General features: G+C 53.2%; 18 protein-coding genes and 2 pseudogenes. 10 read left to right on the top strand and 10 right to left on the bottom strand.

The window, feature by feature from the left end; translation table 11 throughout:
• Positions 1–10: 10 nt before the first annotated feature.
• A complete protein-coding gene (locus tag HA48_RS02150; RefSeq protein WP_128599572.1) occupies positions 11–1,351 on the top strand; it encodes an aspartate aminotransferase family protein in 1,341 nt (446 codons plus the stop codon).
• A gap of 100 nt (positions 1,352–1,451) precedes the next feature.
• Here the strand turns inward: HA48_RS02150 and alsE are convergent, their stop codons facing one another.
• Genes alsE through HA48_RS02130 form a run of 4 tightly spaced genes read right to left on the bottom strand, consistent with a single transcriptional unit; the run spans position 1,452 to position 4,203 of the window.
• The gene (gene alsE / locus HA48_RS02145) at positions 1,452–2,132 is read right to left on the bottom strand and encodes a D-allulose 6-phosphate 3-epimerase (protein WP_128599571.1); all 681 of its coding nucleotides are present in this window, start codon (positions 2,130–2,132) and stop codon (positions 1,452–1,454) included.
• 54 nt (positions 2,133–2,186) lie between these two features.
• Entirely contained in the window at positions 2,187–3,446 is a 1,260-nt protein-coding gene (locus tag HA48_RS02140; RefSeq protein WP_128599570.1) for a PTS ascorbate transporter subunit IIC, read from the bottom strand.
• A 31-nt stretch (positions 3,447–3,477) separates the two neighbouring features.
• A complete protein-coding gene (locus tag HA48_RS02135) occupies positions 3,478–3,744 on the bottom strand; it encodes a PTS sugar transporter subunit IIB (protein WP_128599569.1) in 267 nt (88 codons plus the stop codon).
• An 18-nt stretch (positions 3,745–3,762) separates the two neighbouring features.
• Complete coding sequence (locus HA48_RS02130; RefSeq protein ID WP_128599568.1) at positions 3,763–4,203, bottom strand: PTS sugar transporter subunit IIA; 441 nt, start codon at positions 4,201–4,203, stop codon at positions 3,763–3,765.
• Between the two features lie 295 nt (positions 4,204–4,498).
• Here HA48_RS02130 and HA48_RS02125 point away from each other — a divergent pair, with 295 nt between their 5' ends.
• The 5 genes from HA48_RS02125 (at position 4,499) to HA48_RS02105 (ending at position 8,703) form a co-directional block, all read left to right on the top strand.
• On the top strand, positions 4,499–5,524 hold the full coding sequence (locus HA48_RS02125; RefSeq protein WP_128599567.1) for a LacI family DNA-binding transcriptional regulator: 1,026 nt from the start codon (positions 4,499–4,501) through the stop codon (positions 5,522–5,524).
• Positions 5,525–5,682: 158 nt separating this feature from the next.
• Complete coding sequence (gene sodA / locus HA48_RS02120) at positions 5,683–6,300, top strand: superoxide dismutase [Mn] (protein WP_128599566.1); 618 nt, start codon at positions 5,683–5,685, stop codon at positions 6,298–6,300.
• Between the two features lie 259 nt (positions 6,301–6,559).
• Positions 6,560–7,057: a DUF2778 domain-containing protein gene (locus HA48_RS02115; RefSeq protein WP_128599565.1), complete on the top strand. Its 498-nt coding sequence runs from the start codon at positions 6,560–6,562 to the stop codon at positions 7,055–7,057.
• Positions 7,038–7,547, top strand: coding sequence for a hypothetical protein (locus HA48_RS02110; RefSeq protein ID WP_128599564.1), 510 nt, complete (start codon positions 7,038–7,040; stop codon positions 7,545–7,547). Before HA48_RS02115 ends, HA48_RS02110 begins: the two co-directional genes overlap by 20 nt.
• 193 nt (positions 7,548–7,740) lie before the next feature.
• Positions 7,741–8,703 (top strand): VirK/YbjX family protein, encoded by a 963-nt coding sequence (locus tag HA48_RS02105; protein ID WP_128599563.1) that lies wholly within the window; start codon positions 7,741–7,743, stop codon positions 8,701–8,703.
• A gap of 5 nt (positions 8,704–8,708) precedes the next feature.
• Here the strand turns inward: HA48_RS02105 and HA48_RS02100 are convergent, their stop codons facing one another.
• The 5 genes and pseudogenes from HA48_RS02100 to HA48_RS02080 all read right to left on the bottom strand — a co-directional run bounded on the left by HA48_RS02100 (position 8,709) and on the right by HA48_RS02080 (position 14,143).
• Positions 8,709–9,071, bottom strand: a complete 363-nt coding sequence (locus tag HA48_RS02100) for a YibL family ribosome-associated protein (protein WP_128599562.1) — start codon at positions 9,069–9,071, stop codon at positions 8,709–8,711.
• A 136-nt stretch (positions 9,072–9,207) separates the two neighbouring features.
• Complete coding sequence (gene mtlR / locus HA48_RS02095; protein WP_208613095.1) at positions 9,208–9,753, bottom strand: mannitol operon repressor MtlR; 546 nt, start codon at positions 9,751–9,753, stop codon at positions 9,208–9,210.
• A gap of 65 nt (positions 9,754–9,818) precedes the next feature.
• Positions 9,819–10,966 (bottom strand): annotated as a pseudogene (mtlD, locus tag HA48_RS02090) (mannitol-1-phosphate 5-dehydrogenase).
• Between the two features lie 94 nt (positions 10,967–11,060).
• Positions 11,061–12,994, bottom strand: a pseudogene (locus HA48_RS02085) (PTS mannitol transporter subunit IICBA).
• A 432-nt stretch (positions 12,995–13,426) separates the two neighbouring features.
• A complete protein-coding gene (locus HA48_RS02080) occupies positions 13,427–14,143 on the bottom strand; it encodes a DUF3053 domain-containing protein (RefSeq protein WP_128599561.1) in 717 nt (238 codons plus the stop codon).
• 616 nt (positions 14,144–14,759) lie between these two features.
• On the opposite strand from HA48_RS02080, the gene HA48_RS02075 reads away from it, so the two are divergent.
• Positions 14,760–15,056: an HTH-type transcriptional regulator gene (locus tag HA48_RS02075; protein ID WP_128599560.1), complete on the top strand. Its 297-nt coding sequence runs from the start codon at positions 14,760–14,762 to the stop codon at positions 15,054–15,056.
• A gap of 47 nt (positions 15,057–15,103) precedes the next feature.
• Here the strand turns inward: HA48_RS02075 and HA48_RS02070 are convergent, their stop codons facing one another.
• Positions 15,104–15,697: an HD domain-containing protein gene (locus tag HA48_RS02070; protein ID WP_128599559.1), complete on the bottom strand. Its 594-nt coding sequence runs from the start codon at positions 15,695–15,697 to the stop codon at positions 15,104–15,106.
• Between the two features lie 61 nt (positions 15,698–15,758).
• On the opposite strand from HA48_RS02070, the gene HA48_RS02065 reads away from it, so the two are divergent.
• From HA48_RS02065 to eptB, 3 genes are all read left to right on the top strand, one after another.
• Positions 15,759–16,223, top strand: a complete 465-nt coding sequence (locus tag HA48_RS02065) for a MarR family winged helix-turn-helix transcriptional regulator (protein WP_128599558.1) — start codon at positions 15,759–15,761, stop codon at positions 16,221–16,223.
• Positions 16,224–16,319: 96 nt separating this feature from the next.
• The gene (locus tag HA48_RS02060) at positions 16,320–16,748 is read left to right on the top strand and encodes an organic hydroperoxide resistance protein (protein WP_128599557.1); all 429 of its coding nucleotides are present in this window, start codon (positions 16,320–16,322) and stop codon (positions 16,746–16,748) included.
• 271 nt (positions 16,749–17,019) lie between these two features.
• Positions 17,020–18,714 (top strand): kdo(2)-lipid A phosphoethanolamine 7''-transferase, encoded by a 1,695-nt coding sequence (eptB, locus tag HA48_RS02055; protein WP_128599556.1) that lies wholly within the window; start codon positions 17,020–17,022, stop codon positions 18,712–18,714.
• The last annotated feature ends 125 nt before the right edge of the window (positions 18,715–18,839 follow it).

Raw genomic sequence — 18,839 nt, 5'->3', positions numbered from 1 at the left:
GGGAGTTCCCATGGCGACACGATCCACCATCATGGATACCAACAGTTTTCGTGCTGAAGATGCTGAAGGTCTGGACGCGGCTACCCGACAGCTAACGGAGAAGCGCAGCCACATATTGGGTGAGTCCTACCGTCTGTTTTACCGCAAGCCGGTACATCTGGTTCGGGGTGAAGGGCAGTATCTGTGGGATGCGGCGGGTAATAAGTATCTTGATGTGTATAACAACGTGGCAAGTATTGGGCACTGCCATCCGGCAGTTATTGATGCGGTCACGCAGCAGATGAAGATGCTGAACACGCATACCCGCTATCTGCATGAGCGTATTCTTGATTACAGCGAAGCGCTGCTGGCGACCACGCCGGAGGCTATCGACCGCGCCATGTATATGTGCACCGGGTCAGAGGCGAACGATCTGGCGATTCGCGTGGCGCGTGCTTTTAGTGGCGGCACCGGTATTATTGTGTCGCAGGAGGCCTATCACGGCACCAGCGATCTCACCTCCGGCGCATCACCGGCGCTGGGCAGTGGCCAGCCACTGGCCGCCACCACGCGATTAGTGCCGCCACCGGACGCGTATCGCGTGGCTGCGCCCGACCTTAGTGAGTGGTTTGCCAGCGAGATCCAGAAGCAGATTAACGACATGCACGCGCACGGCATTAAATTTGCCGGCTTCCTTGCTGATTCGATCTTCTCTTCCGATGGCGTCCTGCCGAATCCGCGCGGTTTCCTGCAAAAAGCAGTTGATGTGGTGCACGCCAACGGCGGCATTTTCATCGCCGATGAAGTGCAGCCAGGCTTCGCCCGCACCGGTGATACCTTCTGGGGCTTTGCCCGCCATGGCGTAGTACCGGATGTGATCACCACCGGCAAGCCAATGGGCAACGGCATTCCGGTTTCGGGGCTGCTGGCAAAAAGCCATGTGCTGGCCGCGTTCAGCGATGCCATCCCTTACTTCAATACGTTTGGCGGCAACCCGGTGGCGATGGCGGCTGCGCAGGCGGTGTTGTCCGTGATTAAAGAAGAGGGCCTGCAGGAGCACAGCCGCGTGGTAGGGGCGCAGCTGCTGGCCGAGCTGCAGGCGCTGATGTCGCGGCATGAGTGCATCGGCGATGTACGCGGAGCCGGGCTGTTTATTGGTTTTGAGCTGGTACAGGATCGCGCCAGTAAAACGCCGGATAAAGCGCTGGCGCTGGATGTGATTGAGAAGCTGCGCGAACACCATGTGCTGACCTCGGTAGCCGGCCCTTATGGTAATGTGCTGAAGCTGCGCCCACCTCTGGCGTTCCAGTTAAGCGATATCGACTGGCTGGTGGGCGCGCTGGATAAGTCACTGACAGAGTTAGGGCGGTAGTGCATCCGGTCGCGATGAATGGCGTTCCGGTACAGAACATGTAGGGTGCGCATTGATGCGCACCTGGATATTAATCGCTGCGCATACGCACCTGACAACCTCACGCAGCTGCGGTTTCCGTGGCGAAAATGCTCTCCATCTTCTGCCAGGCCTGCGCGACATCATCGTGCAGATTAAAGAGACCCGAGGTGCCGACAATAAATACATCAACGCCAGACGCAGCGATCTGTTTAAACGTTTTTGCATTACATGAACCATCAATCTCGGTCAGATAGTGATAGCCGTGCTCTTTACGCATGGCGATAAGCTGGCGAATCTTATTCAGCGTCTCCGGAATAAATTTCTGGCCGGCGAAACCGGGATCGACCGACATGACCGTCACCTTATCCAGCAGATGCGCATATTCACGAATAGTTTCTGCGGGCGTCGCGGGATTCAACACTACCCCACAGCGGCGGCCGGCATCTTTAATCTGCGTCAGCAGGCGGAATATTTTATTGTTGGCGGTTTCCGGATGGAAACTAATAACATCGGCGCCGGCGTCAATGCACATCGGAATAATATCTTCCGGATGATTCACCATTAAATGCACATCGATCGGCACGTCGGTGATTTTGCGCAGATTCTCAATAAAGAACGGCGACAGCGTAATATTCTTCACATAGCTGCCGTCCATAATATCAACATGGTAAAACGCGGCGGTAGGGTTCATCGCTTCGATCTGCTCACGGAAGCGGGTCAGATCCATGCACATTAATGACGGTGAAAATCGGGCGTTCATGGGGTGTTTCCTCATTACAGACACAGCGCCCGTTACCGGACGCTGTGTCTGACATCAATGGAAGAGCGAAATAATATGGCCGAGCACGATACCGACGATGCCGAAGTCCGCATCGCCAAAGGTGGTGGAGGCAAAACCGAGGTCGCCCATCAGCGGCAGTAAAATAGCGGGCAGGAAGGAGATCAGCAGGCCCTGTACAAAGGAACCAATAATGGCGCCGCGACGTCCGCCGGTAATGTTGCCGTATACGCCAGCCGTTGCGCCGCAGAAGAAGTGCGGTACCAGGCCCGGCACAATCACGCTGAGGCCAAACAGCGGACACAGGAACATGCTGATCAAACCGGCGGCGAAGCTGCACAGGAAGCCGATAATCACCGCGTTTGGTGCGAACGGGAAGACGGTCGGGCAGTCCAGCGCCGGTTTTGCATTCGGCACTAACTTATCGGCGATACCTTTAAACGCGGGGACGATCTCAGCAATCACCATACGTACACCGGCAAGGATGATATAAACGCCTGCGGCAAAGGTGATTGACTGGATGATGGCGAAGACGATGAAGTTCTGGCCACCGCTCAGGGTTTCAGTAAAGGCTTTGCCCGCCACCAGCACCAGCGCAATAAACAGAATCATCATGGTCAGTGAGATAGCGACCGATGAATCACGCAGGAAGTTGAGGGTCTTCGGCACCTTCAGCTCTTCAATGGATGGGCTGCCTTTGCCAACCGCTTTACCCACCAGCGCCGCCAGCAGATAGCCGGTAGAGCCAAAGTGGCCCAGCGCCAGATCGTCAGAGTTGGTGATTTTGCGCGTAAAGGGCTGCAGAATTGCCGGGCAGACCACCATCATGGTGCCGAGAATAAGTGAACCAATCACCACCAGCCAGAAGCCGTGCACGCCGCCTACCGACAAGATCACTGCCAGCATGGCCGACATATACAGCGTGTGGTGGCCGGTCAGGAAGATGTATTTCAGCGGCGTAATGCGCGCCAGCAGGATATTCACCAGCATGCCGAACACCATGATCATGGCGGTTTCGGTGCCGTAATTTTTCTGCGCCAGCGCCGCCATGGCATCGGTATTCGGCACCACGCCCTGGATACTGAACGAGTGCTCAAACAGCTGACTGAAAATGGTCAGTGTGGCCGCAATTAAATTGGCCCCGGCGATGAGAATAACAAAGCCCATGATGGTTTTCAGCGTACCGGAAATAACATCGGATACCGGTTTCTTTTGCAGTAATAAACCAATCAGGGAGAAAAGGCCGACAAGTATTGCGGGTGTTCCAAGAACATCCTTTATAATAAACTGCAGCATAACTTACTCCATACGAGCAAATATGTGGTTGTTACAGGTGTTCCGCCAAAATCTCTTTGATTTTTGCATTATCCAGTAGGTTGCTCAGGCCAAATACCTGTGCGCTATGGCCGGATAATTGATCGGCTATATCTTTGGCGCTGATAATTAAATCGGCCTTTTCAGATTTTGCCGAAGTTAAATCGGTATGGCCCACTTCCGCCTCTTTGCCTAACTCAGTAATGATTTTCTTCACGTTCATTTCAACAATGAAGCTGCTACCTAAACCATTTCCACACACAATCAGTACTTTTTTCATTATCGGATTCTCTGGTAATTAATGTTGAATGACAGCTTCAATTGCTGGCAGGGTAGAAGCCGACAGCAACTGCTGCAGGCGGGTTTCATCGCTGAATACTTCAGCCAGCGCGGTGATCATTTGGATATGATCGTCGCCGGATACAGCACACAGCATGATCACGACAAATACCGGATCGTTTTCATCTGCTTCGAAGCTCACGCCGTTTTTTACATGCAACAGCGATAAGCCATTCTTGCGTGCGCCCTGTTCCGGACGTGCATGCGGCATCGCCAGGCCCGGGGCCAGCACATAATAGGGGCCCAGCTCAGCGTGCGAGGTGAAGATCGCATCAAGATACGCCGGGCTGATGGCACCTTCAGCCAGCAGAGGCTCGGCGGATAAGCGCACGGCGTGCTGCCAATCGTTAACCTGATCAACCACGCGAATGTGTTGCGGCGTCAGCCATTGAGTGAGCATCAGTAATTCCTGTTTATTCGTTGATGCGATGCACTTTAGGTGATTTTCTCGCCTTTTTTCTGTGATGTTTGTCGCAAAAGTTAGCGCTAACACGAATCTTGTTAAAAACTGTGTTAGCGATAACATTTTCAAGCGCCGGGTTTGTCAGCGTTGCAACACCCTGACATGCTCGCCGTTTGCGGAATCTTTCTCATGGGTCGCCGATGACCGATTCTGTGGTTTTTAACATAGCGCGCTGACTCTTTTGGTTTTAAGCTGCGTGCGGGCATGAGTAGCAAGTTACACAGGAGAACGCATGACAGAAAAACGACGGCGCAGTACCGGCAAAAGTACGCTGGCTGATGTTGCCCGTTTGGTCGGTGTGAGCGCCATGACAGCGTCGCGCGCCTTGCGTATGCCGGAGAAAGTTTCCCCTGAGATCCGCGCCAAAATCGATGCAGCAGTCACTGAACTGGCCTATGTGCCGAATGTTCAGGCGCGCAACCTTGCGTCGGCGTCCTCGCGGCTGATCACCATGGTGGTGCCGTCGTTTGCCACGCCGGGCAGCGCGATTGTCTCGGAAGCGCTACAGGAAGTTTTACGGCCGCAGGGCTATAACATGATGCTGGCTGAGGCCAACCACTCGGCGGCAGAGGAGAGCGAGCTGATTGAGATGCTGCTCTCCTACAACCCGGCAGCGATGGTGCATTTCAATTTTGATAATGCCGCAGAGGCACACCGGTTACTGAGCAACTCCGGGCTGCCGGTCATGGATATCGGTGGCGTGCATCAGGAGTCAGCCGGGATCAGTATTGGTGTTGATTATGCCAAAGCGATTCGCCAGCTGGTGCAAAGCCTGGTCGAGCGCGGCTACCGTCACCTGGGACTGCTGTGTACGCAGACTAACAACACCATTTTTCGCCAGCTGCTGAACGGCTGGCACAGCGGCATGCTGGCGCTCAATCAGGCACCGCATCGCGTGGTGACATCGCCTAAAATGCCCACTTTTGCTGCCGGACACAGCTTGCTGGCGGAGATTCGTCTCACCTGGCCGGAGCTGGATGTGCTGATCTGCACCAGCGATGAGGTAGCCTGCGGCGCCATGATGGCCTGCCATGCTGCAGGCATCTCGATGCCGAGCCAGCTGGCGATCGCCAGCATCGGCGGCGGTCCACTGGCAGCCGTCTGCTCGCCGCCGCTCACCAGCGTTGTACTGCCCTATGAAGAGATGGGGCGCACGGCGGGCAAACGGCTACTGGCAGCGCTGAATGGTGATGAACCACCAGCCATTAACGAGTTGCCGGTACAGCTTAAGCTGCGCGCCAGTACCCACAAGGTGTAGCCTTGTGTGCGCATGCTTTGCCAGATTGATCAAACCCTTATCATTTCTAAGGCATTGATAACCCTTTTACGGATCATGATTTTAACTATAATGATCCGACTGCTTACGCGGCACGCCGGCAAGGTTGTGCTGCAAAACACTAAATGGAGAGGAAGAACATGAGTTATTCACTGCCATCCCTGCCGTACGCCTACGACGCACTGGAACCGCACTTCGACAAGCAGACGATGGAAATCCATCACACTAAACACCACCAGACCTACGTTAACAACGCTAACGCTGCGCTGGAAGGTACTGAATTCGCAGACCTGCCGGTTGACGAACTGATCACCAAACTGGATCAGCTGCCAGCAGACAAAAAAGGCCCACTGCGTAACAACGCGGGCGGTCACGCTAACCACAGCCTGTTCTGGAAAGGCCTGAAGACCGGCACCACGCTGCAGGGCGACCTGAAAGCAGCTATCGAAAAAGATTTCGGCAGCGTCGAGAAATTCCAGGAAGAGTTCGAGAAAGCGGCAGCGACCCGTTTCGGCTCTGGCTGGGCATGGCTGGTGAAAAAAGGCGACAAACTGGCGGTTGTTTCAACGGCTAACCAGGACAACCCGCTGATGGGTGAAGCTATCTCCGGCGCATCCGGTTTCCCAATCATCGGTCTGGACGTGTGGGAACATGCGTACTACCTGAAGTATCAGAACAAACGTCCTGACTACATCAAAGCCTTCTGGAATGTTGTGAACTGGGACGAAGCTGCTGCGCGTTTTGCATCGGCTAAATAAGTTCAGAACGGCTACTGCGGATCACCGCTGCTATTGAGTCACGGTTAATCGCAGATAATATCAACTCCCTGCTGGCGCTGAGCTGGCAGGGAGTTTTTTATTGTGTTACAGAATTTCTACGCATATTTTTATTAAAAAGTGTTTATTTGATTACTTCATCAATTTTTTGTGAGCCAGCTTCCTGATCTTCTCTTTATTTTTCATTTTTTGATAATTTACTTTATAGTCATGACGGTTTATTAATGGAAAGGAATCCGCTATGCCAGTTGAAGGAATATTCACAATTAATGATGCACACTGGTCCCCTTTGAAAATTATGGGGGCTGGTATATTTATGGCTTTTTCTGGTCAGGGAGGATACAGAAACCATGGAGGATGCGTTCATATCAGTAATCTTGGTCCTATTCCGCCGGGTAAGTATTGGATAGTTGATCGTGCAATGGGCGGTAAGTTAAACCAGTTAAAGAATTACGTTAAAGACTTATGGACGGGTAATAACCACGATGAGTGGTTTGCTTTATACCATGATGATAATCAGATAGATGATTATACATGGATAAAAGGTGTTGAAAGAGGTCATTTTCGCCTGCACCCTGGGCGCATTTCTGAAGGCTGTATAACGTTGCCATACTATTCTGATTTTCAAAGAATAAGACAGAGTTTATTAAGCACAAGTAAGATTTGGGTTCCAGGCATGGCTGGATTACAATCATACGGAACGATTGAGGTGATTGCTAATGGCACAACATGTCCGTAAGTCTGTGATGATAATATTTGTACTGCTGTTAACAGGATTTATCTTCTTACAGCAACCCGTTAGTGAATATATTTCTCACGCTATTTGGGAGAGTGTGAAATATGAGGTAGCGGAAAAAATCACCGTTTCCTTTGACGGCCGGACAGATCCTGAGCCCTACGACACGTTGATCTTCTATGTTACCGTTTATGCCTATGCAATAACTTGCGTTTTAATCTATGGATTACTGGATTTTATGATATCGTTGGTTTTCAGGAATACCGACTACTCTTTTCAAGCTCTTGCAATGAGTGTTTTTACTAATCTTATTAAGTCGCTATTCATTCTGACTCTGTTTCTGATGATTTTATATTTCATACCTTCAGATGTTGGTGAGAACGCTGAATATGCCCGGCCAATTATGATGGCAATACTATTATTGGATGGTATAGTAACAATTATTCTGTATAGGTTAACAATATTATTGTTTACCCGGTTACATAAAAGATAAGCCATAAACCCACACCGGATGAACAAGGATACCGTTCCCCCGGCTTATCTGTCCGGGAGTTATCTGTAAACAGCAATCTAAACCGAAAGTAAACAGTAAATACTCTGAGGATCTGTTACGTCAGTTATTAACGTGCCGTTGATAATTCGGGGCATACAGTAGCCACCTGTTATCCCGCAACGTAAAAATAACCATGTCTGTAATCACTCACTCTGAGCCGAATACCCGCTCTTCGGTAGCGCTGTTTGTACCTTTAATACGGGGTACGTTTCGCCCAAATAAGCTGTGGGATAGCAGAAGATTCCGGCTGAAATTTGCCTTAAGGTCTGTGGTATTCCCGATGACTACCGCTCATTACCTCAATCAGTTAGCGCAGCTCTCATTTCTGCCAGCGTTAATGAAGAGCCAGGGCCTGCTACCGGCAAAACCGCACCGGCCCTATCTGAGTGCCGGTTTCAGCGTGGCGCAGCGCGCGCAGGCAATTCTCGATCACTACCAGTTGATGGAGCAGCTTGATAACGTTGCGCTCCGTCAGCTGCTGTTAAGCCCGGCGAATAACCCTCTCGCCCGTTTCTGTGGCAAAAATGATGAGCAGTTCGTCATCGATTGCTGTTCCGGGTACTACGATCGCGAAGGGGAGATCACGCTGATACTGCGCTATCAGGCGATGACCATTGCTTCACTGTCATTCTCGGTTATCCAGCAACAGCAGCAACGCACGCTATTCATTGGCGGTTTGCAGGGCCCACGTAAACACATTCCTGCTGACGTTATCCGTGAAGCGACCAAAGCGGCGCACGGATTGTTCCCGAAACGTCTGCTGATGGAGGCATTGTTTGTACTGGCTGACCAGTGCGGCGTGCAGGCGATGACCGCAGTAGGTGATGACACGCACGTGTTCCGCAGCCTGCGCTATCGTCACAGTAAAGGGGATAAATTCTTCGCCAGCTACAGTGAGTTCTGGCTTTCGCTGGGCGGTAAGGCGCGCGCCGATGGGCTGTTTACGCTGCCGTTAAATATGGTGCGTAAGGATCCGGAAGAGATAGCCAGTAAAAAGCGCGCGGAGTATCGCCGTCGCTATGCACTGCTGGATACCTTAATCGCGCAAGTGCGAGAGGCGGCAGGAGACAAACGCGACGTGGCCCACGCCGCGTAAGGCAATCAGAACGGCTGCTTTGCGTAGCCGGTCATCACCTGCAGCCCCATCTCACGTCCCAGCGCGGTCATTGGATGCACCACCACCAGACCGCGCACGCTCTTCTTCAGCGCGCCCATGTTGGCCTGCTCTTTTTTCGTGATTTCACGACTGAATGGCAGCTTCTGCAGCTGTTGTGCCTCTTTGCTCAGCTTGACCTCACGCACGTTGCGCAGACGCTCAATCTCCTGCACCAGCACCTCTTTCTCTTTCAGCAGCGCACCGAGCTTTTCGGCATCGCCTGCTTCCAGCAGCTGCGGTTCTTTGCGATTCAGCGCGTCCAGCTGGTCGCTGAGGCGTTTGATTTCGGCTTTTTCTTGTTCTTTCATCGGGGAAACTCGTTAAGGAAAACAGGCAAAGGATACATGAAATCAGGGCGACTTTGCAGTACAGCGCTGAGCGCAGATAAAACGCGTACCGCTATGCCGCATCGGACAGGCGTCGATATCCTGCTAACAGAGTGGCTTATAGCGCCGGCTTTTTAAACGCCTGCTTATGGGAGATGCGCGAAATCAGCTCGGTCAGTGAGAGCACCATGGTCGAGCGAACCATCTGCAGATAACGCTGCTGCTGCATGGCGCGCAGCTGATCATCATCGCCGGTAAAATCGGGGCGGGGCGGCCAGGCGGTAACGCAGTGCAGCTCGCCAAACGGGCCAAGCACTTCATCATCCGTAAACCGGTACTCGCTGGTGTCGTGGTTTAGCTCTTCCCGCAGCGCCAGCAGTAACTCGCAATCTTCATATTCATGGCGATTGATGACGCCGAGCCCGTAGATCAGTTTGAGACGCACCGGCAGTTCACCCAGCGGGCCATCGCCAAGCAGCAGCGGCTCTACCGCATACTTCACGGCGTAATCGTCTTTACGAAATACCTGCAAGACCAGCAGATTCACCGCTTCAGCCAGCAGTTCGACAGCGGCGATCAGGAAGCTTCTCACCGAACGACCGGCGTTCAGGCGCTCAAGCACCCGGTTTTCAAAAGCCTGCTTCTCTTCCATTATTGCCTGCATCGTTCAGCTACCGTCGACGGGCACGGTGTACTCCGTGCCCGGTTTTGACCACTAAAGGGCGCGCATTATGCCATAGCGTTGTAAGTGCTCACCACTGAGGTGACCACTTCGCTATTAGCATCAAGACCCGAAATCTCAGCCAGTGCGGCCTGCGGACCTTTTTGCTCAATCAGAGTGGCCAGCTCTTGCGCCTGCGGATCGGCTGCGCTGCGATAGTGCATCGCAGCAGCGATACCCTGTACCAGGCTGGCGTGCGGCAGGTTGTACTCCAGCGTGCCCAGCGTGGGTTTAATCAGACGATCGCCTGCGCTGAGCTTACGCAGCGGCTGGCGCCCGACACGTTCCACGTCATCTTTCAGGTACGGATTTTCAAAGCGCGTGAGGATTTTCTGGATGTAAGCCGCATGCTTCTCTGCATCGAAACCGTAGCGCTTAATCAGCACCGCGCCGCTCTCCTGCATCGCACCCTGTACTACGGCACGAATTTTTGGATCCAGAATGGCCTCGCGGATGGTCGCGTGGCCCACCTGCTGGCCCAGATAGGCGGTAATGGCGTGGCCGGTGTTTAACGTGAACAGCTTGCGCTCAACGAGGCCATCAGGTTGTCTGTCAGCTCCATGCCCGGAATATCAGGCAGTTCGCCTTTGAACTGGGTTTTATCAACGATCCACTCGCTAAAGGTTTCAACCGTGACTTCCAGCGGATCGCTGCTGCCGGCTTCCGATGGCGGTACGATGCGGTCAACCGCAGAGTCCACGAAGCCGATATGCGCTTCAACCCATGCGTGATACTGTTCCGGCAGCGCCTTCAGCACGTGCTGTTTCAGCTGGCTGGTGCCGCGCACCATGTTTTCACAGGCGATAATATTCAGCGGACGGACATTACCGTTATCGCTGCGTTTGGCCAGACCTTTTGCAACACCGCTGGCGATGCGTTCCAGAATCTGCGGGCCAACCGCCGTGGTAACGATATCAACCTCAGCGATCAGCGTGATGATGTCATCGCTGGTGCTGTTTACGGCGCTGACGCCTTTAACGATTTCCACTTTCGCCTGCTCGCCGACCACGTGAACCGGATACTCATGACGGGCGTTCAGGGCATCCAGCACCACCTGATTCACATCGGCAAACACCAGTTCGATCCCGGCATCGGCCAGCAGCTTACCGATAAAACCGCGGCCGATGTTACCTGCTCCAAAATGTAACGCTTTCATAAATTTGACCCATATCAAATGACGAAAGGGCGGGCATGTCCGCCCCGGAAAGTGGGGACGGGCTTGCCCGCCCCAGGGAAGTTAAAACGTAGGATTACGCTTTGGCAGCGTTACCCGAAAGCAGATCCAGCACATCCTGCACGCTGGTGGTGTGCGCCAGCTTCTCAATCACGCTGTCGTCGTCCAGCGCGTTGGTCAGGCTGGTGATGACCTGAATGTGTTCGTTATTGCGTGCGGCGATACCGATAACCAGACGCGCAATTTCATCAGGCTCATCGCCAAACTGCACGCCCGCCGGATACTGACAGAATACAACGCCGGTTTTCAGCACGCGGTCTTTCGCTTCAACAGTGCCGTGCGGTACGGCAATCGATTCGCGAGGTAGGTTGGCGTCAGCTTCTCACGCTCCAGCATCGCTTCAACGTACTCAGGCTGAACGTAACCGCCTTTCACCAGCTGCTCACCGGCGAAGCGGATGGCCTGCTCTTTATTGCTGGCGCTCAGGCCAAGGAACACGTTATCTGCACCCAGTTTAAACAGGTGCGCGTTGCCTTCATCGTAGCTGTCAGCCAGCGCGGTCTGCACGGTTTCACGGTGCGCTACGCTGCGGTTAACGGCAACCAGGCGCTCGGTCAGATTGCTGTAAAGCGCGCTGTCGAGGAAGTTGTTCAACGAGATATGCTGCGCCTGCGGTGCCTGGCGCATCGCGCGTTCGGTCAGATCGCGGTGGGTGATCACCAGATCAACATCTCCCGGCAGCGAGTTAATGGCGCTGTTGGTGACGGAGATATTGATCAGGCCGGCATCCTGTACTTTCTTGCGCAGTACGCCTGCACCCATGGCGCTTGAACCCATGCCGGCATCACAGGCCACGATGATTTTACGTACGTGGCTGACCTCAACACTATTGGCATCAGCAACAATCGGCGAACCCGCAACGGCCTGACCTTTGGACTGCGCTTTCATGTCACGCATGCGCTGTGTGGCCGCTTCGATATCATCCTCTTCTTTAACTTTGCTGGTTTTCAGCAGAATGGAAGAGACCACGAAGGAGACAGCAAAGGCGGCAATGATGGCAGCGATGTTAGCGAAGTAAGCGCCTTTTGGCGTCATCGCCAGGACGGCCAGGATTGAACCCGGAGAGGCCGGTGAAACCAGACCGCCGTTCAGCAGGGTCAGGGTAAATACGCCAGTCATACCGCCGAGGATAACCGCCAGCAGCAGGCGCGGTGCCATCAGCACGTACGGGAAGTAAATCTCGTGAATACCGCCGAGGAAGTGGATGATGGCTGCACCGCCGGCTGACTGTTTAGCGCTACCGCGACCAAACATCATATAGGCCACCAGCACGCCCATGCCCGGGCCCGGGTTCGCTTCAATCAGGAAGAAGATGGATTTGCCCGCTTCGCTCGCCTGCTGGATACCCAGTGGTGAGAAGATGCCGTGGTTGATAGCGTTATTGAGGAACAGGATTTTCGCCGGTTCAACAAAGATCGAGGTCAGCGGCAGCAGGTTGTTCTGCACCATCAGATTTACGCCGGCGGCGAGAATGTGCGACAGACCCTCTACCAGCGGACCGATAGCCAGGAACGCCAGCAGCGCCAGCAGCATACCGATAATACCGGCCGAGAAGTTGTTAACCAGCATCTCAAAGCCGCTTTTGATTTTACCGTCAACCGCGCGGTCAAACGATTTGATCGCCCAGCCGCCCAGCGGACCGGCAATCATTGAGCCGAGGAACATCGGCATATCGGCACCGACGATCACGCCCATGGTTGTGATAGCACCGACCACGCCACCGCGATCGCCACCGACCAGGCGACCACCGGTAAAACCGATCAGCAGCGGCAGCAGATAAGTGATCATCGGACCGACGAGTTTCGCCAGCGTTTCGTTAGGAATCCATCCGGTTGGAATGAACAGTGCAGTGATGATACCCCAGGCGATAAACGCCCCGATGTTAGGCATCACCATATTACTCAGAAAGCGACCAAAGCTCTGGACCTTGACCTTGACTGATGAAGACATAAACCCACCCCTTATTGAGACGCGCTGCAATAAGAGAGCGCGTTTGTTTTTGTTGAGACGTTACGGCGGGGGCCGTGGCATTACTGTATGCACGCGGACTCTAGCACTAGTTTATTACGCTGCGTAGAGTCCTGAACAAGTGTGATGCAGATCACGCTAATTTGGGGTGGGCAGGGGGCTATAAGGTGATGACGATCACAAAATAAGGGTGTAAGAAAGCAACGAAGGCTAAAATCCAGGCGGATCAAACCGTTAAATGTGATGAATATCACCTTTGCGATTCCCGGTTTTGTTTCTTAAATGTGACTTAGATCACAAACAATCTTTGGTTGAAAATGCGCCAGATCACACTCTGCCTGAACAGAAAATGAAGCTGTAAGGAAGTGACAAAAATCTGAAAAACGGGCAGCAGGTCACTGCCCGTTGTGTATCTTACTGCAACCCACCCTGTACGGCACTCTGCGCCTGGGTTAGTGCCTGTGCGTTGCCGGAGAGATCGGTCATCAGTGCGTTGTACTGCGTGGCCTGCTCTTGGGTCGGGAACTGTACGCCGCCATCGTTAAAGCTGACGCGTGCGCCCTGCGATTGCAGATAGTCACCGGTCTGAACGGCCGTCTGACTCAGTGCCTGCAGTTTCGGCAGCAGCGGAATCAGCGTGCTGGCCGGCTGTGTGACCACTTTGGCATAGACGCTGTCGTACACTTTTTTCAGATCGTCCGGCTGTTTCAGCGTCGCTTTGCTGCTATCGGCCTGCATTTTGGCGCTTTGAATCTGCTGCGTCAGCACGCTGAGGTTACCGCTGGCCTGACGCAGGCTATCGCGGCGGGTCAGATAATCCTGCGGCACGCGGATGGCTGCCAGCTCATCAACCACCGGGCGCATACCCTGCTCAACGGCCTGGTTCACCTGTTGTGAGAAACCATACAAAATGGCGTAGTCGCTGGCATAGTTGCCGAAGGTCTGCTTCTGATTTTCGCTCAGGCTTGGCAGATGCTCGCCGCTGCGCATAACGGTGTTCTGCAGAAAATCATTAAAGGCTTTACGCTGATCGCCCTCTTTATCGCCACAGGCGGTGAGTTGCAGCACGACCAGCGCGCCAACCATCAGCATGCCGGTACGCATCCAGATGCGGGAAATTCCTGACGCCATGTTTTCAACTCCTGTCGTGACAAAATGGCAAAGTGTGCTTTGGTGGGAATGGTCCTAAAGAATAGTGCAATGGCAGGGCGTGTACAACGGCCTGTCGCGGTCTGCGGGCAGTTAAGTCTGGTCAGCATCACAATCCTGACTGCCGCCGTCACGCGCGGTTTTGCTTCATATTGATGCAACATTGCCGCGTTATGATGCAGTGTCCGGCCGGTAAGCGGCAGATTGGGTCACTTTGTATGTAATATCAGGCAGATAACAAGTTGGCGCTAATTTTGCTTAATAGTTAACGCTTTTTAAGCGATCCGGTAACGCACTTTACTATTTATGTTCCAGAGACTTAACTGCCATTGCCGGAATTTGACTTAAAAAAGATGAAAAAATAATCACGATTTACCCGGCAAAACCGGAGAACTGACCCATACTTAGAAACCCGGTCAATTGTTGCATTGCGCTGACATCTTTTTGCAGTGTGCAACAGGCTGTGTCCCGTAACGGTTTCATAACCATAACGTATAAACCGCTGTGGGATACAGCCTGAAACGACCAGGTTTCAGCGCCTGCTGGCGCTTACCTCTTTACTTTCATGTGCTTCATAGTGAGTTTTAAGGAGTTCTCTATGGAAATAAAAGATCCAATGGTCGAATTACTCAGCAGTCTTGAGCAAATTGTTTTGACACGTGATGCACAGCCTTCCGTATCAGAAATTGCACTCAACACGGTTTCAGTTCCCGAGCCACAGCGTTTACGCGAGATGACCGGCATGCAGGTGGATGAGTTCGCCCGCGTGATGGGGGTGAGCGTCTCGTCAGTGAAAAGTTGGGAAGCGCAACGCACGCGCCCATCCGCTACGGCACGTAAATTGATGAAACTGCTGCAGGCTAACCCGTATCTGGGACGCCAGCTGCTGGAGTAAGACCGGCTAACGGTTCTCTGTAACCCGCCTGCGTGGCGGGTTTTTTATTAGCTTAATCCACCGTATTTTGCCGCCTGTTTCACAAACCAGCTCTCGGGTACGCTGTACGGGGGCTGTTCCAGCTGTTTGATGCCCTGCGCGATAATGTGATCCGCCTGCTGCCACAGACGCTTGTCGCCCTGGTTTAATAACTGAATCTGAATCTGCTTCTCCACCAGATAGACCCGGGCAAAATTGGGATCGAACTGCACGATGGCGCGCGTGTTATCAATGATGTCAGCCAGTTTGATGGTTTGCGCATCTGGCGAGGCGTCAGCGGTGTGACGAAAGTGGGCCAGTTTACGTGCGGCACGGTTTTTCGCCTGTGGCTGGGCGCTATCGGTTAGCATATCAACCAGCCCGGCAACGCGCGGGCCAAAGTGGCTTTCGATATCCTGTAATGTACTTGGGGTATCTTCTACCGTATCGTGTAGCCAGGCTGCGGCGATCATCTCTTCATCATCGGTGACGCTGCGGACCAGTTCAGCCACCGCTGCCGGATGAACGATATAGGGTTCATCCGTATATTTACGACGCTGACCTGCAGCGGCATGCGCCTGTGTGGCATAACGGCGCGCTTGCTCTTCCAGTGAATCACGCATTTTCTACTCTCCCGTAAAAAGTAGCTTGCAATTATCTAGCGCGCTATTTATATTAAGTCCCATGAACAGTAATCAAGATGACAAAAAAGTGCAGCAGACGCTACTTCGGGTTGATCAGCAACTCTGTTTCGCGCTGTATTCGGCGAATCTCGCTATGCACAAAGTCTATCGCCAGCTGCTTGCCCCGCTGGAGATTACCTATCCGCAGTATCTGGTGATGCTGGTGCTGTGGAATCAGGATGAAGTCACGGTTTCTGAAATTGGTGAACACCTGTTTCTGGATTCGGCCACGCTGACGCCGCTGTTGAAACGTCTGGAGAGTGCAGGCTTGTTACGTCGCCAGCGTTCGCGTCAGGATGAGCGGCTGGTGATTGTGACGCTGACTGATGAAGGACGTGCGCTGCAGGCAAAAGCTGCCAGCATTCCTGATGCGGTACAGTGCGCGACCGCGTGCGATCTCGACACGATGGTGGCGCTGAAACAGCAGCTGGACGATCTGCGTGCCAGCCTGAATCGCAGCAGTTAAGTATACGGGATGTCGCGAAAGCGGCGTCCGGTCAGTGAAGTTTACCCTTGCGCTTTATAGATAGCGCGCGATTATATAGCGAATAGTGAGGTTATCATGTCTTTAGAGAAAGTTGTTTACACCGCAAAAGCCAAAGCCACCGGCGGCCGTGATGGTCGTGCTACTTCTTCTGACAATGTGCTGGACGTGAAACTGGGCGTGCCGAAAGAGATGGGCGGCGCAGGCGGTGAGGCCACCAACCCCGAGCAGCTGTTTGCAGCCGGTTATTCTGCCTGCTTCCTTGGCGCGATGAAGTTCGTTGCCGGTCGTGACAAGATCGCAATGCCAAAAGATGCATGGATTGAAGGTGAAGTCGGTATCGGTCCAATTCCGACCGGTTTCGGTATTGAAGCCAAACTGAATATCCACCTGCCAGAGATGGATGCAGCAGAAGCGCAGAAGCTGGTAGATGCAGCACACATTGTATGCCCGTACTCAAACGCGACGCGCGGCAACATTGATGTGACGCTGAATATTATCAACTAAGGTTGGTGATGCGTGATAAAGGCTCCTGCGGGGGCCTTTTTGCGTTTCAGAAAAATCCTCCATCCATTTGAGCTAAAGAATTTTCTGGTCTTACCATTGGTTAAATGTTCTACTGCTGCGCTTTGTGCGGCATCGTAGTTTTTTCGGTTCAGATTCGTCCCGATCCTGCTCGATACGTCACGCTTTTCCACTCTGAAAGCGAACCTTGCTGTCTTTATATAGTCACAACTGTGGTTGAAACATCGGCACCAGGTCGGGAACAGAAATTTAGATGAATTATATTAAAAGCTTAACGCAGCAGAAGCTCTCGCTTTGGCTGTCGCTCTACCTCGGTATATTGTTGAATTTACCGATATTCTATCGCCGCTTTGATGGTTTCCTTACGCACTCCACCGTCTCAAACTGGCTTTCCGCTATGGCGGAAGTGACCGCTGCGGTCTTGCTCACCTTCTTCCTTATGCGCCTGCTTTCGTTGGGTGGGCGCTGGTTTTATCGCGTCATCGCCAGCCTGCTGGTAGTCATCTCAGTTGCGGCAGCCTATTACATGGCGTTCTTTAACGTTGTCATTGGCTACGGCATTGTGGCTTCAGTCATGACCACCGATATCGATCTGTCGAAAGAGGTGATTGGCCTGCATTTTATCCTGTGGATGGTGCTGGTCAGTGCACTGCCGCTGTTACTGATTTGGCGCAATACGTTGCGCCTGACGCTGATTGAACAGTTGAAAACCCCGGGACAGCGCCTGAAGCCGCTGGTGATCATGGTGCTGAGTGTGGCGCTGGTGTGGCTGCCGATTCGCTACTTCGATAAGCTGCAAAAGGCGAACGAAGAGATCACCAATATCGATCTGCCGAGCTATGGTGGTGTGGTGGCGCACTCCTATCTGCCGTCAAACTGGATTGCCGCGCTGGGGCTGTTTGCGTGGACAAAGGTCGATGAGAAGCTGGATAGCCAGGAGCTGCTCGATCCGGCGAAGAAATTTACCTATATCGCACCGCCGGGCATTGATGATACGTACGTAGTGTTTGTGATTGGCGAGACCACGCGCTGGGATCATATGGGGATGCTGGGCTACGATCGCGACACCACGCCGAAGCTGTCAAAAGAGAAGAACCTGGTGGCGTTCCGTGGCGAATCCTGTGATACCGCGACCAAGCTGTCGCTGCGCTGTATGTTCGTGCGCGAGGGCGGCACCATGGATAATCCAGGTCGTACGCTGAAAGAGCAGAATATTTTTGCCGTGATGAAAGAGCTTGGTTTTACCTCTGAGCTGTTCGCCATGCAGAGCGAAGTGTGGTTCTACGATAATGCCGATGTAAATAATTTCTCGTTCCGCGAGCAGATCGGTTCTGAGAAGCGTAACCAGGGTAAAGCGGTCGACGATATGCTGCTGGTGCCGGAACTGCAGGCTTCGCTGCAGCGTTTCCCGAAAGGCAAGCATCTGGTTGTGCTGCATACCAAAGGGTCGCATTATCTCTATTCGCAGCGCTATCCGCGTAGTTTTGCACGCTACCAGCCAGAGTGTATGGGCGTTGATGAGACGTGCAGTAAAGCGCAGCTGATTAACGCTTATGACAACTCAATTTTGTACGTTGATACCATGCTGGATAGCGTGCTGGATCAGCTACGGGATAAGAAGGCGCTGGTGTTTTACGCCGCCGACCACGGTGAGTCGATTAGCGAGAATATGCATCTGCACGGTACGCCGCGTGAGATGGCACCGCCGGAGCAGTTCCGCGTGCCGATGATGGTGTGGGCTTCGGATAAGTACCTGGAGGACCCTACCAATCGCAGCAACTTTGAGCGTTTACAGGCGCAGCAGCGCGTAGGCAAAACGCATCGTCATGTTGAGCTGTTTGATACCATTCTGGGCTGCCTGGGTTACAGTTCGCCAGATGGCGGTATTAAAGCCGCGAATAACTGGTGCCAGGCGCCGGCGACAACAGCCACCGCGAAGCCGCTATAATTTGTGCCTGAAACTTATTAAGCCAGCGCTGTTTTTTAAGGCGCTGCTTGCTTTCCAGGCGATCGGGCGGATTTTCGGGAAAAGGGATTGACGCTCTAAAGGCACGGCAGTAATATTCGCCCCCA

The organism is Pantoea wallisii, from assembly GCF_002095485.1.
GTDB lineage: Bacteria > Pseudomonadota > Gammaproteobacteria > Enterobacterales > Enterobacteriaceae > Pantoea > Pantoea wallisii.
Note: the sequence above shows the minus strand (reverse complement) of the source record. Positions and strands in the feature narration are given on the sequence as shown.

What these genes read in the sequence shown, in the direction of transcription:
- mtlR (WP_208613095.1), bottom strand. Translation starts at nt 9,753, where the DNA reads ATGCAGGCAATAATGGAAGAGAAGCAGGCTTTTGAAAACCGGGTGCTT.
- HA48_RS02065 (WP_128599558.1), top strand. Translation starts at nt 15,759, where the DNA reads ATGAACAGTAATCAAGATGACAAAAAAGTGCAGCAGACGCTACTTCGG.
- HA48_RS02110 (WP_128599564.1), top strand. Translation starts at nt 7,038, where the DNA reads ATGGCACAACATGTCCGTAAGTCTGTGATGATAATATTTGTACTGCTG.
- eptB (WP_128599556.1), top strand. Translation starts at nt 17,020, where the DNA reads ATGAATTATATTAAAAGCTTAACGCAGCAGAAGCTCTCGCTTTGGCTG.
- HA48_RS02125 (WP_128599567.1), top strand. Translation starts at nt 4,499, where the DNA reads ATGACAGAAAAACGACGGCGCAGTACCGGCAAAAGTACGCTGGCTGAT.
- HA48_RS02060 (WP_128599557.1), top strand. Translation starts at nt 16,320, where the DNA reads ATGTCTTTAGAGAAAGTTGTTTACACCGCAAAAGCCAAAGCCACCGGC.
- HA48_RS02100 (WP_128599562.1), bottom strand. Translation starts at nt 9,071, where the DNA reads ATGAAAGAACAAGAAAAAGCCGAAATCAAACGCCTCAGCGACCAGCTG.
- HA48_RS02075 (WP_128599560.1), top strand. Translation starts at nt 14,760, where the DNA reads ATGGAAATAAAAGATCCAATGGTCGAATTACTCAGCAGTCTTGAGCAA.
- HA48_RS02150 (WP_128599572.1), top strand. Translation starts at nt 11, where the DNA reads ATGGCGACACGATCCACCATCATGGATACCAACAGTTTTCGTGCTGAA.
- HA48_RS02070 (WP_128599559.1), bottom strand. Translation starts at nt 15,697, where the DNA reads ATGCGTGATTCACTGGAAGAGCAAGCGCGCCGTTATGCCACACAGGCG.
- alsE (WP_128599571.1), bottom strand. Translation starts at nt 2,132, where the DNA reads ATGAACGCCCGATTTTCACCGTCATTAATGTGCATGGATCTGACCCGC.
- sodA (WP_128599566.1), top strand. Translation starts at nt 5,683, where the DNA reads ATGAGTTATTCACTGCCATCCCTGCCGTACGCCTACGACGCACTGGAA.
- HA48_RS02140 (WP_128599570.1), bottom strand. Translation starts at nt 3,446, where the DNA reads ATGCTGCAGTTTATTATAAAGGATGTTCTTGGAACACCCGCAATACTT.
- HA48_RS02105 (WP_128599563.1), top strand. Translation starts at nt 7,741, where the DNA reads ATGTCTGTAATCACTCACTCTGAGCCGAATACCCGCTCTTCGGTAGCG.
- HA48_RS02130 (WP_128599568.1), bottom strand. Translation starts at nt 4,203, where the DNA reads ATGCTCACTCAATGGCTGACGCCGCAACACATTCGCGTGGTTGATCAG.
- HA48_RS02080 (WP_128599561.1), bottom strand. Translation starts at nt 14,143, where the DNA reads ATGGCGTCAGGAATTTCCCGCATCTGGATGCGTACCGGCATGCTGATG.
- HA48_RS02115 (WP_128599565.1), top strand. Translation starts at nt 6,560, where the DNA reads ATGCCAGTTGAAGGAATATTCACAATTAATGATGCACACTGGTCCCCT.
- HA48_RS02135 (WP_128599569.1), bottom strand. Translation starts at nt 3,744, where the DNA reads ATGAAAAAAGTACTGATTGTGTGTGGAAATGGTTTAGGTAGCAGCTTC.